At 62.4% G+C, this 13,681-nt stretch carries 12 protein-coding genes; 5 read left to right on the top strand and 7 right to left on the bottom strand.

Features of this window, described 5'->3' with window-relative positions; translation table 11 throughout:
• On the bottom strand, nt 1–1,068 hold a 1,068-nt coding region (locus FJ386_09985; protein MBM3877034.1), incomplete at its 3' end, for a DEAD/DEAH box helicase.
• A 91-nt stretch (nt 1,069–1,159) separates the two neighbouring features.
• A complete protein-coding gene (locus FJ386_09980; GenBank protein MBM3877033.1) occupies nt 1,160–1,939 on the bottom strand; it encodes a helix-turn-helix transcriptional regulator in 780 nt (259 codons plus the stop codon).
• A 446-nt stretch (nt 1,940–2,385) separates the two neighbouring features.
• Here FJ386_09980 and FJ386_09975 point away from each other — a divergent pair, with 446 nt between their 5' ends.
• From FJ386_09975 to FJ386_09965, 3 genes are all read left to right on the top strand, one after another.
• A complete protein-coding gene (locus tag FJ386_09975) occupies nt 2,386–2,706 on the top strand; it encodes a hypothetical protein (protein MBM3877032.1) in 321 nt (106 codons plus the stop codon).
• A 134-nt stretch (nt 2,707–2,840) separates the two neighbouring features.
• Complete coding sequence (locus tag FJ386_09970) at nt 2,841–3,278, top strand: hypothetical protein (GenBank protein MBM3877031.1); 438 nt, start codon at nt 2,841–2,843, stop codon at nt 3,276–3,278.
• A 1-nt stretch (nt 3,279) separates the two neighbouring features.
• Nucleotides 3,280–3,591, top strand: coding sequence for a hypothetical protein (locus FJ386_09965; GenBank protein MBM3877030.1), 312 nt, complete (start codon nt 3,280–3,282; stop codon nt 3,589–3,591).
• Nucleotides 3,592–4,036: 445 nt separating this feature from the next.
• On the opposite strand, the gene FJ386_09960 is transcribed toward FJ386_09965, so the two are convergent.
• The 5 genes from FJ386_09960 to hflB all read right to left on the bottom strand — a co-directional run bounded on the left by FJ386_09960 (nt 4,037) and on the right by hflB (nt 9,596).
• The gene (locus FJ386_09960; GenBank protein MBM3877029.1) at nt 4,037–4,807 is read right to left on the bottom strand and encodes a hypothetical protein; all 771 of its coding nucleotides are present in this window, start codon (nt 4,805–4,807) and stop codon (nt 4,037–4,039) included.
• 162 nt (nt 4,808–4,969) lie between these two features.
• Entirely contained in the window at nt 4,970–6,001 is a 1,032-nt protein-coding gene (locus FJ386_09955) for a hypothetical protein (protein ID MBM3877028.1), read from the bottom strand.
• A gap of 309 nt (nt 6,002–6,310) precedes the next feature.
• Complete coding sequence (locus tag FJ386_09950; GenBank protein MBM3877027.1) at nt 6,311–6,754, bottom strand: DUF4339 domain-containing protein; 444 nt, start codon at nt 6,752–6,754, stop codon at nt 6,311–6,313.
• Between the two features lie 113 nt (nt 6,755–6,867).
• Nucleotides 6,868–7,353 (bottom strand): hypothetical protein, encoded by a 486-nt coding sequence (locus FJ386_09945; GenBank protein MBM3877026.1) that lies wholly within the window; start codon nt 7,351–7,353, stop codon nt 6,868–6,870.
• 197 nt (nt 7,354–7,550) lie between these two features.
• The gene (gene hflB / locus FJ386_09940) at nt 7,551–9,596 is read right to left on the bottom strand and encodes an ATP-dependent zinc metalloprotease FtsH (GenBank protein MBM3877025.1); all 2,046 of its coding nucleotides are present in this window, start codon (nt 9,594–9,596) and stop codon (nt 7,551–7,553) included.
• Between the two features lie 166 nt (nt 9,597–9,762).
• Here hflB and secA point away from each other — a divergent pair, with 166 nt between their 5' ends.
• Together secA and FJ386_09930 are read left to right on the top strand one after the other, a co-directional pair.
• Complete coding sequence (gene secA / locus FJ386_09935) at nt 9,763–12,831, top strand: preprotein translocase subunit SecA (protein MBM3877024.1); 3,069 nt, start codon at nt 9,763–9,765, stop codon at nt 12,829–12,831.
• Between the two features lie 116 nt (nt 12,832–12,947).
• Nucleotides 12,948–13,673, top strand: coding sequence for a radical SAM protein (locus FJ386_09930; GenBank protein MBM3877023.1), 726 nt, complete (start codon nt 12,948–12,950; stop codon nt 13,671–13,673).
• Nucleotides 13,674–13,681 lie beyond the last annotated feature (8 nt).

Raw genomic sequence — 13,681 nt, 5'->3', positions numbered from 1 at the left:
GTTCTGGTTGAAGAACCCGATGGTCTGCTTGCTGGGCGTGGCGGTGAGGCCGATGAGGAAGGCGTCGAAGTATTCGAGCACCTGCCGCCAGAGTCCGTAGATGGAGCGGTGACATTCGTCGGTGACGATGAAGTCGAAGGCTTCGATGGGGACGGCGGGGTTGTAGGCGACATCTTTCGGGCGGTCGTCCGCGGTGGCGATCTCGTAGCCGGACTTTTCGTCGAGGTCTTCGTCCAGTTCCTCGCCGCGCAGGATGGAATAGAGGCGTTGGATGGTGCAGATGGTGACGCGGGCGACGGAATCGAGGTTGCTGGAGGTGAGGTGCTGGACGTTGTAAACCTCGGTGAACTTGCGGCCGGTGTCCGGCGCGACGAACTGGTCGAATTCGCCCTTGGCCTGCCGCCCGAGGTTGGCGCGGTCCACGAGGAAAAGGACGCGCTTCGCCCCGGCGTGCTTGATGAGCCGGTAGGTGAACGCGCAGGCGGTGTAGGTCTTGCCCGCGCCGGTGGCCATCTGCACCAGCGCGCGGGGATGGGCGGCGGCGAAGGATTCCTCCAAGTTCGTGATGCCCTCCACCTGGCATGCGCGCAAATGTTGGGCTGACAACGGGTGGGCCGCAGGCATGGCCGCAAGGCGAGCCCGGAGCGTGGCCGGTTCGGCGACCCACGCGGCGAGGGTTTCCGGGCGATGGAACGAAAAGACGCGGCGCGAGCGGGGTTCGGGATCGCGTTCGTCGCGGAAGAAAGTTTCGATGCCGGTGGATTCGTAGAGGAACGGCAGCGTGCCCGGTGCGATGGACTGGATGAAGTCGGGCAGATTCTCGGCGTAGTGTCCGGATTGCTCGGCCACGCCGGCCAGGAGTGTGCCTTCCTTCTTGGCCTCGATGACGCCCAGGGCTTTGCGGTCCACGAGCAGTAGGTAGTCGCAGGTGCCGGATTTGAGCGGAGCTTCACGGAGGGCAAGGCCACGACCGGCGGAGGGATTGAACTGCTTGTAATCCTGAACGACCCAGCCTGACGCGAGAAGCTGCGCGTCGATCTGCTGGCGGGCCTTTTGTTCAGGGGTCATAGAATTCCTCGTGCCCTCACAGTCGATGAATAGGGAAATCCTACGAGACCACGATGCGGAGGCAACGCCAAAAGCCCACCGTGAGGTAGTGCTACGGCACCGGTGTAAAGGACTCGATCTTCCAGTAGAGCGCCTTGGCGATCGCCTCCTTGACGACCTCGGGGATATGGCGCCTGGTGTCCAGAAAGTAACTCGTGTTTGGCCGCAGCTTCAGATCCGCGCCTGGGGGAAGCACCGCAGACTCGTCCAAGTAGTAGTGGTCCATCCACCCGTGCGGGATGATGAACTCGATCACCTTGTCAGGCCGGTAGCGGCGCTGGTCCTGAAAGCCGATGAGGCGCGCGTAGTCGGGGAATTTCCGCAGGTCTCCCACGCGATACCTCCGGTGACGCACGCTCCCCTGTTCCTTGAGGAAGCCTTCGATGCCGGGGAGCAGGTTGAAATCGTCGGCGATTTTTTGAAAAGCGTTCTGCACGGCGGCGTTCACGGCGTGGGTCTTAACCTTGCCCGCCCGATGGGAGGCAATGAGCAGCAGTTCCAAGAAGCCGATAAGCGAATTGAGGTAATGCTGCAACTCCTTGTCCGTCATGGGAACGACCCCATCGAGGTGCTGGAACGACTCCTTGGAGTAGCACTGCCCCATCGCGTCCAGCGCGGTCGTGCCCGGGCCTTTGAGCAGGATCTTTGGGTCTGCCTTCGTTGCCTCGGCGATGGCGTGCGCAAGCTTGGGGCTCAACTTCAGCGAACCGTTCTCAATGCGCTGGATGGCGATGGCGGAGCAACCGACGAGCTTGGCGAAGCTGGCCTGCGTATGGCCGAGGCACTTCCGAACTTGCCGGACGGGATGGATGATTTTGGGCGGCTTGGGCATGGCATACCTCGTATGTAAAAAACATTCCGCACCGGCACCCGCGACTTGAGCGGTCCCGCCGCTGTGGGGCTAAGTGGTGGCGTGCAAAACGCGCAACACAACTCGGGCTTGGTCTGGCAGACGGAACCGCGGCAACGCCGATTCACTCGCGGAACGGGAAGGCAATTCGCGCAACCCGACACCATTCATCAGAACGCGGCCACCGTTCGCCCACTGCTGCTTAACGCGGCGAGCCTGCGGCGCGGCAAGCTGGTGGGCGTGAAAGCAAACTTCACAACCAGCGGCGGCCCGGGACATCGCGAGATGGTCCGCCGCGCCTCCGCCCGCGAGTCCAGCGGGGCCGGAGCGAGTCAGGGACCAATCGTTGCCAGGTGCAACGGCGGCGGGCGCGGCGTCCCCGGCCGCGTGAGCAAGCCACAGGAGCAAACATGAACCAGCAAACCGCAATGGAACAGTTCTTGGCCGGCCGTCGGGTGGTCCTGGTCAAGTTCGTGGCGCACCGCCACAAGGAAATCCAGAACAAAGCCAAACGCACCGTCGGCGTGGTGAACCTCTACGAGGTGCAGTGCGCCGACGGCAAGGCACCCACGGTGCAAACGTGGTGCCCCCGCAGCGTCCAGAGCCTCGAACACGCCGCCAAGGAATGCGCCTGCCCCTTCACGGAGGGGCAGCGCCTGGTGGTCGAGTTTGACCTCATGGAGCCAAACCAGTTTGACGCCAAGAACGGCGTCATCATCCGGGCGACCAGCGTGCAGGCGGTGGAATGAACGTGGCCACCCAGGACGGCCCCGTGGACGGTTGGAGCGGCGGAGGCGCGCGCAGCGCGCGCCGCCGCTCCAACCATCCTTGTCCGAGAGGTGTGTCTTGAAACGGTGAAACCACGATGAATGGCGCGAGGAACATGGACCGGGAACAGCGGTTGAAGGCCGCGCAGCTGAACGTCGAGATGGGCGACTGGGTGCATTCGCTGGCCCCGTGGCAGGTCATCTCGCATCTGACGTTCACCTGGGAGGCGTCCGTCTGGTCGGCGCAACGGTGCTACGAGAAGTTCATGCGGACTGAGTTGCGGGGTGTCTCCTACTTCTACGCCTTGGAACAGAACCCCGGCCGGGACGGCTTCCATGTGCATGCGCTGTGGGTGGACTGCCAGAACCGGTGCCGGCGGGACATCTGGCGCGAGTGGTTTCACCGGTATGGGCGCAACCGCATCGAGCCGGTCTACAGCCGGAACGACGTGGCCGACTACTGCGCCAAGTATGTGACCAAGGAAGGGGCGTGGTGGGACGTGAAGCTGGTGGACCAGCGCCACCCGCGCAACGCCACCTTCAAGCTGGAGTGACATGCGCGACGACCAACACCGCTTCCTGACGCTGCGCGTGCTGCCCGCCCGGGTGAACGCAGAACAGGTGGCGTGGCTCATCGCCTGCCAGCCACACGACGTGCCGGTGCTGGTCGCCGGCAAGCTGCTCAAGCCCTTGGGCAATCCCCCGCAGAACGGCATCAAGTTCTTCGCCACGCGGGAAGTGCTCGAACTGGCACAAGACCAGAAGTGGCTGCATCGCGCCACCGTCGCCATCTACCAGCACTGGCACCAGCGCAACGCGCGCAGGAAGGACACGCCGGAGGAGGAGACACCGTTGCCCGCGACGTAGCCGTGGAGTCCAGAGGTCTCGACCTTTGGCCGGGGCGTGGGGCGGGCAGCCCCACCAAAGAATGAAACTCGCCTGACGAGCAAAGCTGTCAGGGGAAATTGTTTCGGGCGGTCACGCCGCGACCGGGGGCGATGCAACTACGGGTGCAAGAGAGGCAGAAGCGACACACCCACTTGCATTACAACAAGCGAGCGTGGCTTAAGCTTCGTAACTTTCAGTCATCATCTCCTGCCTGCAATGCGCGATTATCCTGGTCCGACCAGTAAGCATCGTTGTTAGGATTCATGACGTCACTCCTGTCATCGTTAGGGGACCGGTCCGGAGAACTGCCGCCTCGATCATCGCTGTTACTATTCGCACTCATAATATGCTTTTGGTTGGTGCGTTCGCATGCATACTTGTTACCTCCGAACGCCAGAAGATAACAAAGGCTTCTGTGAGCGGTTCACGACTGTGGAACCGAAAGGAATTTCTTGGTTAATCTCTCAGCTTCTCTCTCACTCCATTCTTTGGAGCTCTCATACTCCTCGTCCAAAGAGGTGCCTTCCGGGATGAGCAGGATAGCTAAGGCTTCGCGTCTTTGTCGATTCCGCAAGATAGTTGTCTGCGCCATCCATTCCTTGTTTTTGATGAAGAACTCGGTGGCCTGCCTTACAGCCGCTTCGACGTCGCTCACCGATTCCTCCAAATTCCACGTGCGGCAAACCATCGCCATGGTTGTGCCTTCAAACTTAAGCTCGAGTTCATGCCGTCCTTGCAGATGGAACGGCGTTTCAGGATTCCAATGAATGCGCAGTTGCTTGCACAACTGTTCCAGCCAGCAATTGTTTGGCACCGCGCTAAGTTCGAACTGAGCTTCGCACCACATGGAGGCCGCGCCCAGTTCCCTTGGGATTGGTAGAATCCGCATCCGCTTCTTGATGCTCACATACAGACCGGCATTAAACAGATGCATCGGTCGCCCCTTTCGCGCCTCATATTCCACGTCGCCGACCAAAAGGCGACCGTCGTCATAACCTAGGATTGGATTGTCAGTGGCGATAAAGCGATAGACTGCCATATGGTCCGTTGGAATACCCCGCTCATTGAGGAATTGGGCGATTTGGCGGTAACTCTTGTCTTTCCTCCTTAGTTCCCAAATGGCTTCGGCATATGATGCTAGGTCGCGCTCTTTGGGTTCGCTTTTCGCTTGCTGTAGTAGTTTGGTCGGTGTCATGTGTTACAACATGTTACAAAACGTGACAAAGTCAACATCAATTTTTGAGGGAGGAGATATCCTCAATGGATGCTTGGTTCTTCGCGAGCGGCCAGTGCAAAGCTCGGTCTGGGAGGCATTGCCTGCTCGTTAGGTGTAAGGCGAAAAATTTTGGCGGGGCGGTCACGCCGCGACCGGGGGCGGCTCGGCGGGACGCAGCGCGTATTCGTCGAGGCTCGGGATGTTCACCCGCGCGCCCTTGGCATAGGCGCGATGCACGGCGGCGGAGGTGTGGCCGAGAGCCTCCTGCGCGAACCGCTCGGGATAGCCCGCCTCGCGCGCCCGCTCTGCCCACGCGTAGCGGTAGCTGTGCAACGACACGCCCACGATGCCCAGCCGCTGACACCGCCGAGCAAAGCGCGTCGCCCGGTCGGCGGAACTGATCTGCGCGAAGTGCGGGAACAACAGCCCTTCGCTCGGCCGCTGCTTGAGCAAGGCCGCCACCGCCTCACCGAAACGCTGAATCGCCAGCGTGCCCGTCTTCTTCCGGTAATAGCTGAGCGTGCGGTTGGGCCAGTCCAGGTTCGCCGTGGTCAACGCGGCCAAGTCCACCTGCGCCGCGCCGACGTGCCAGAGCAGCTCCAGGAACGCGCGCCACTCGACGTTCTTCTCCGCCGCGAGGATGCGCTGCGCCTCCTCGGCGGTGATGGCGCGCCGGGACTCGAAGCGCAGCTTGGGCCACTGCCGGTGCATGAGCAGCGGCCACGGCAGCCAGCCCATGCCCAAGGCGAAACTGTGGAGCCGCCGCAGAAACACGTTCGTCGAGATCGTGCCGGACTGAAGCACTTTCAAGAACGTATCCGCGCGCGTCTCGATGACAGGCAGATGGCGCAGCGCGTCGAAGGGCGCCTCGCGGAACGCGCTCTCGTAACGCGCGGCGGTGAGCGGCGCGCTGGCCGTCTTGGCGCGCATCAGCTCGTCCATGACGAACTGCCACGAGCGCTGGCTGATCTCCGGATCGGCGGCGACGAGATAGGCGCGGGCCAGGTGCGCGTTGAACGCGGGTTGATAGGCGGCCTCGTTGTGCGCGTGGAGCAGGCGGAGGGCTTCGGCGCGGTCGGACGTGCCGAGGCTCTCCTGCTTGCCGGTGGAGTTGTCTTCGAGGTAGAAGCGGCCATTGCAGCCGCGCTGATACATACGGAACCGGGGCTTCATAACTTTGTGGGTTATGAGCGTAGGGCGGGGAACCGTGACTGGTTAGCGGCTACTGGGGCAGTGGTGGGCGAGGGGTGGCGAATTACGCCACCGCAACACGCCTCACTGACAGCGCTGCTGGCAAACCTCCACCGAACTTGTAGCAGCCCGTTGGTGCACACGCACTTGGGCCGAAAGGCGGGCGACCAAGCTCAGCGACGGCCTCGGCGGCGGCGGTGGAGCGCACGGTGCGCTCACGAATTCCCGCGACGCTCGAACGCACGGCGGAGAGGCCGTTCGCTGCAGCGCCCTGGTTAGGCTGCAACTTTCTCATGTCATCCTCTCACCATCTGCGTCGTGGGTGACGCTCAACAAGTCAACGAGCACCCAAATGAACGTAATAACGAGACCAATAATGATCCAGCCGAGCAAGAGCGTGATAATCAACTGGGCTGCGCCGCGTCCGTGATAACCAGCGTAGAAATTGTGGACGCCAATGAGTCCAAAGAAAAGACCAAGTATGATATAAACGCCTCTGCTCTTCGCTGGCCGCACGACAACCATGCTGGGCTGCTGAGGAAGTGCCGCCAGAGGTGGTGGCTTGGCTGGTGGCTCAAGCTCATGCAAAATGGAACTCAATGGCCGCCACTCGGCATCATCCTCCCGACAGTGCATCGTCTTCGTCGTAATGCTGCCTGTGTTCCACATCGAGCGTAGCTGTCCGATTGTGAATGGCCCTTTCGTGTCGTCGCCTTCGAGGATGTAGTAGCTCATGGTGTGTGGTGCGGCCTAACGCCAGAACTGAGCGACGCGGGCGGCCCAGCGCGACCATATTGGCAACTGACGTGGCCCGCCCGCGTTCGCTCCAGTGATTTTGTTAGCCGGCGTCATTTGTAATATGTCTTCAGCCAGTTTGGATCTACTGCGCCTCGTATCACCTTATTCACGGTCAATCGCCCTATCACCTTGCCGTCTTTCACGATGAGTGGCGGCGACGAAGACACTCGATTGAATGGGCTGTGACGGGCCACTTCACCACCAAAACGACCAACCTGATTCCAAATCGATGTGGACGAAACTACGCTGCCATATCGTCCGACATCATTAAAAATGGAATCGGACGCCACTTCGTTCGATATCTTTCCCAGGAACGTGCTCTCGTCATCGTCAGCAATAATGGAAGCTCCATCGAACCTCTCATGCACTTTGATTGAGAGCGCCAACTGAAGCTCTTCAATCGAAAGGCTAAGCGCAGGGGCAAGCTTCGCCTTGAGTTCGGCCATTTTTGCCTGCCGATTGTCCTGTGCGACGGAGAAAGAAACGATGCCGCCAAGGACGGCAGCGCAAGCAACGAGGTAGTAGCGATGTTTCATATTTGGCTAACAGTTTAGTGAACCGCAATTCCTGCGGTTTTATTGTTGAGTGCGGTTCTATTGGCAGGGTATCCCTTTGTCCAGCAAGAATTTGGACTATTGTGGGGTGCCGGGGTTGACTACCGCCATGCGGCGGCAGGTGGTGGTGCGGGACGCCAAGAGGTTCAAGGACCGGGTGACGATGGTGCCGGCTTGGCTTAGACCGCAGCCGGGGCGGGGGCGCTGCCGAGGTCGGGCGGGAGCTTGGGATGGGCGGGCTTGGGCACTTCGGGCAGGGGTGTGCCGGCGGGCGCGCCCATCATGGGGCCGACGTCCTTGGGCGGCTCGGGCGGGTCGAAGCGGCCGGTGCGGATGATTTGCTCGACTTGCGTGCCGTCGAGGGTCTCGTGTTCGAGGAGCGCGCCGGCGATGAGTTCGAGTTTGTCGCGGTTCTCGGTGATGAGGCGCAGGGCTTCGTTGTAGCTGGTGTCGATGATGCGCTTGACCTCGGCGTCGATTTGCTGGGCCATCTGCTCGGAGTAGTCTTTGTGCCGGGCCATTTCGCGGCCGAGGAAGACGAACTCGCCGCTGTCGCCGTATTGGACCATGCCGACTTTTTCGCTCATGCCGAACTGGGTGACCATGGCGCGGGCCATCTTGGTGGCTTGCTGGATGTCGCCCGCGGCGCCGGTGGAGATGTCGCCGGAGAACATCTCCTCGCCGATGCGGCCGGCCATGGCCATGGTGATGCTGTCGAGCATCTCCTTCTTTTGGTGGTTCCACACGTCGTCCTTGGGGAGCCACATGGTGGTGCCGAGGGATTGTCCGCGCGGGATGATGGTGACTTTGTGAAGGGGGTGCGTGTGCTTGAGCAGGACGTTGACGAGGGCGTGGCCGGCCTCGTGCCAGGCGGTGCGTTTCTTGTCTTCGTCGCTCATGGCGAGGGTGCGGCGTTCGCGGCCCCAGCGGACTTTGTCGCGGGCTTCCTCGAGTTCTTCCATGCCCACGGATTTCTTGTTCATGCGGGCGGCGAGGAGGGCGGCTTCGTTGAGCAGGTTGGCGAGTTCGGCGCCGCTGTAGCCGGGGGTGCCGCGGGCGATGACGGAGAGGTCGGCGTCGGGGCCTAGTTTCACGTTTTTGGCGTGGACTTTGAGGATGGCTTCGCGGCCGCGCACGTCGGGGAGGTTGACGGTGATCTGGCGGTCGAAGCGGCCGGGGCGCAGGAGCGCGGGGTCGAGGACGTCGGGGCGGTTGGTCGCGGCGATGATGATGATGCCCTCGGTGGTGTCGAAGCCGTCCATCTCGACGAGGAGGGCGTTGAGGGTCTGTTCGCGCTCGTCGTTGCCGCCGCCGAGGCCGTGTCCGCGCGAGCGTCCGACGGCGTCGATCTCGTCGATGAACACGAGGCAGGGGGTGTTTTTGCGCGCCTGTTCGAACATGTCGCGCACGCGGCTGGCGCCGACGCCGACGAACATCTCGACGAAGTCGGAGCCGCTGATGCTGAAGAAGCTGGCGTCGGCCTCGCCGGCGATGGCCTTGGCGAGGAGGGTTTTGCCGGTGCCGGGCGCGCCGATCATGAGGATGCCCTTGGGGATGCGGCCGCCGAGTTTCTGGAATTTCTTGGGATCCTTGAGGAATTCGACGAGTTCGGAGACTTCGTCCTTGGCTTCCTCGACGCCGGCGACGTCCTTGAACGTGACCTTGTTCTTGTCCTTGCTGAGCATGCGCGCCTTGGACTTGCCGAAGGAGAGCGCGCCTTTGCCGGCCATCTTGATCTGGCGGATGAAGAAGAAGTAGATGAATGCCGCGACGAGCAGGAAAGGGAGCAGCGTGAGGAGCAGGCTCATGAGCATCGTGTTGGGCTCCTCGGTTTCGAACTTGCCGCCGTCAAGCAGGCGCTCGACGGTCTCGCCGCGCAGAAACGTCTTGATGCGGAACGGCACGCGCTTTTGCTGGCCGTCCTCGCCCATCACGGGTTTGCCGTCGGGCTCGGTGGCGAGGTATTTGCCGGTGATTTCACGCAGGTCGGAGGTCTGCGGGCTGAAGGTGATCTTGGCGCCGGGCTCGAGGCGGCCCTCCTCGACGAGGGCCATGAACTTGCCGTAGGTGATGGTCGACGGCCGCATCGGTCCCTTCTCGCGCAGCACGATGAGGAGCGGCAACGAGCCGAAGATCAGCAACCAGATGATCCAATGGCGGGCGCCACCGCGACCTTCATCGTTGTCGCCGTTGCGGTCGGGTTTGGGGCGATTTTCGTCGGCCATGTTTGACAAAAGTTGCGCGGACGATATCACGGGAGGTTGAGCCGCGCAAAGCATATCCTTCGGAAAACACGGTGCTTCCGCGAGCCTGTCCCGCCGCGCCCCGCTCCAATATACACTTTGACGCCCCCCCCTCGTTCCCGTAGCTTCCCCCGACTGTTTTTTAGAAATGCTCGGCTTCATCTTCAGAAAAATCATCGGCTCGAAGAACGACCGCGAGGTCAAGCGGATGCGTCCGGTCGTGCGGCAGATCAACGAAATCGAGCTCACGCTGCAGCCGCTCCCGGCAGACGTGTTGCGCGAGAAGACCGCTGCCTGGAAGGCCGAACTGTCGCAAATCAAGGACGACGCCGAGCTCGCCCGGCGGCTCGATGAAATCCTGCCCGAAGCGTTTGCCGTCGTGAAGAACACCTGCCGGCGGCTGTGCGGGACGGAAGTGCCGGTGCGCGGCCATCCGCTCAAGTGGGAGATGGTGCCGTTCGACGTGCAGCTCATCGGCGGCATGGCGCTGCACCGGGGAACGATCTCCGAAATGGCCACGGGCGAGGGCAAGACGCTCGTCGCCACGCTGCCGGTCTTCCTCAACGCCCTGTCGGGCCGCGGCGTGCATGTCGTGACCGTGAACGACTATCTTGCCGCGCGCGACAGCGAGTGGATGGGGGCCGTCTACAAGTTCCTTGGCCTCACGGTCGGCTGCATCCTGCACGACCAGTCGCCGAGTGTCCGGCGCGAGCAATACCACTGCGACATCACCTACGGCACGAATGCCGAGTTCGGCTTCGACTACCTGCGCGACAACGGCATGGCCACAAGTCTTGAGGAGCAGGTGCAGCGCGGCCACCACTTCGCCATCGTGGACGAGGTGGACTCGATCCTCATCGACGAAGCACGCACCCCGCTCATCATCAGCGGGCCCGCGGTCGCGGCCGCGGACAACAAGAATTACGACGAGCTCAAGCCCGCCATCGAATCGCTCGTGCGCGCGCAGGTCCGGCTGTGCGACAGGGTGCTCGACGACGCCGCGAAAATCGTGAAACGCCTCCGCCCCGAGGACGGGCCGCCGCCGGCGAATCCCGAAGCGCTCGAGCGCGAGTTGGGAATGCTGCTTTTCCGCGTGAAGACCGGCCAGCCGAAGTCTCACGGGCTCCTGCGGCTGCTCGAAGACCCCGAGAACCTCAAGCTCATGAACAAGTATGAGCTCGAACTCCACGCCGACCAGAAGAAGGTCGAGCTCTACGCGCAAAAGGAGGAGCTGTTCTTCGCCATCGAGGAGAAGAGCCACGAGGCGGACCTGACCGAGAAAGGGCGGAAATTCCTTTCACCGAGCGACCCGGACGGCTTCGTGATGCCGGACATCATCATGGCCTTCCACGAGATCGATCACGGCCCCGAGGCCGACGCGCGCAAGCGCATGGAGGCGAAGGCCAAGGTGCAGGCGGACTTCGAGGTGAAGGCCGAGAAAATCCACACCATCAGCCAGCTCCTCAAGGCCTACTGCCTCTACGAGCGCGAAGTGCAATACGTCGTGCTCGAAAACAAGGTCATCATCGTGGACGAGCACACCGGCCGCCTCATGACCGGCCGGCGCTGGAGCGACGGACTGCACCAGGCGGTCGAGGCCAAGGAAGGCGTCGAGATCGAGCGAGAAACGCAGACGCTGGCCACGATCACGATCCAGAATTACTTCCGCCTCTACCACAAACTCGCGGGCATGACGGGCACCGCCGAGACCGAGGCGCAGGAGTTCCTCGACATCTACAAGCTCGGCTGCCTCGTCATCCCGACAAACCGCCCCGTCGCGCGCACCGACCGGAACGATTCCGTCTACAAGACCAAGCGCGAGAAATACGAGGCCGTCACTGGCGAAATCCAGCGCATCCACTCTGAGGGCCGACCGATTCTTGTCGGCACCATTTCCGTCGAGGTCAGCGAGTTGCTGTCCAAGATGCTGAAAAAGGCCGGCATCATCCACTCCGTCCTCAACGCGAAGTATCACCAGCAGGAAGCCGAGATCGTCTCGCGCGCGGGCCAGCGCGGCAGCGTGACCATCGCCACGAACATGGCCGGCCGCGGCACCGACATCAAACTCGGTCCCGGCATTGCAGAACTCGGCGGCTTGCACGTGCTCGCCACCGAACGGCACGAGTCGCGCCGCATCGACCGCCAGCTCCGCGGCCGTTGCGCGCGCCAGGGCGACCCCGGCTCGTCGCATTTCTTCCTCTCGCTGGAGGACGACCTGATGCGGCTCTTCGGCTCCGACCGCATTGGCAAGGTCATGGAGCGGCTCGGGCAGGAGGAAGGCCAGGAGCTCGAGCACCCGCTCCTCAACCGCTCCATCCAGACTGCCCAAAAGCGCGTCGAACAGCACAACTTCCAGGCCCGCAAGCGCACGCTCGAATACGACGACGTGATGAACAAGCAGCGCGAAGTCATCTACGGCTTCCGCAACGAGATCATCCTCGGCCACGACGTGCGCGACCGGCTCATGGACATCATGGAGGAGGTCGTGCTGGACAAGGTCGCCCAGTTCACGAACGCCGAGGTGGACCCACATGAGTGGAACATCCGCGGCCTCTCCGACTGGGTCGGGCTCACGTTCCCGATCCCGATGACCGAGCAGCAAATCACGGAGACCGCCGACAAGGCCTCGGAACTTCCCCTGACCGGGTCGCTCTACGACGGGCTCACGGCCGGGCAGTTTGCGATCTGCACCTTCATCGCCAAGGCCGTTCGCGACGCCTACGAGTTGAAGATCGGGTTTGAGGACGCCGAACAACTCAAAAGCATCGAGCGCTACACGATCCTCAGCGCCGTGGACAAGTTGTGGCAGGAACACCTCTACGCGATGGACGGCCTCCGCCACAGCATCGGCTTGCGCGGCTACGGCCAGCGCGACCCGCTCATCGAATACAAGATCGAGGCGAGCAAGGTCTTCGACGACCTCATGGTCAGCATCAAGTCCGAGATCTGCCACAACATCTTCCGCAGCGCCTCGTCGCTCATGGCGTTCGAGAATTTCCTCCGCAACATCCCGCAGGTCACGAGCCATCAGGAAACCAGCGCGTTCGGCCCGACCGGCCAGGCGGACCAGCAGAAAGCCTCCGACGTCGTCAGCGAGGCCGCAGTCGCGGCGGAAGCCGAGAAGGCCCGGCCCATCCGCACCGGCCCGAAGGTCGGCCGCAACGACCCTTGCCCTTGCAACAGCGGGAAGAAGTTCAAGCACTGCTGCGGGCGCTGAGCCCGGTCGCGGTCGCCGCATCTCGCGAACTTGCAGAACATCGGCAGCTGCATTCGCGAGGGCTTTCGGCCTTTCGCGATTCTCCACGGGCGACTACCTTCGCTGCGGTGTCAGAGATGCTGGTCATCAACGAAATCTACGCGAGCGTGCAAGGCGAGAGCACGTTTGCCGGATTGCCATGCGTCTTCGTGCGGCTCACGGCGTGCAACCTGCGCTGCTCGTATTGCGACACGGCCTACGCGTTCACGGAGGGGAAAAAGCTCGCGGTCGCCGACGTGCTCGCGCGCGTCCGCGAACTCGCCCGGCCCTTCGCCGGATCGGTCGGGAGTCATCGCACGCCGCTCGTCGAACTCACCGGCGGCGAGCCCTTGCTCCAGCCGAACTCCATTCCGCTGATGAAGGCGCTCTGCGATGACGGCTTCACCGTGCTTCTTGAAACAAGCGGCGCGCTCGACATCTCCCAGGTGGACGACCGGGTGCGCCGCATCATGGACCTCAAGTGCCCGAGCAGCGGCGAGTGCGACCGCAACCGATGGGAAAACCTCGCGCTCCTGCGCGCGACAGACGAGATCAAGTTCGTCATCGGCACCGTGGAAGACTACGCGTGGGCGAAGCGGCAGATGGCGGAGCATCACCTCGCGCTGAAGTGTCCCCTGCTCTTCTCATGGGTCGCGCCGCTCGCATCGCATCAACAGGACAAATCGCTCCGGCCGGTTCCGGCCGGACAAACGCCGCTCACGCGGGCGGGGCTAGTGGAGAGGATCATTGCCGATGCCCTGCCCGTGCGATTTCAACTGCAACTTCACAAGGCCATCTGGCCGCCGGACCGGAGAGGCGTGTGAGATCGAGG

The organism is Verrucomicrobiota bacterium (genome assembly GCA_016871675.1).
GTDB lineage: Bacteria > Verrucomicrobiota > Verrucomicrobiia > Limisphaerales > VHCN01 > VHCN01.
This window is presented reverse-complemented; position numbering and strand designations above follow the sequence as displayed.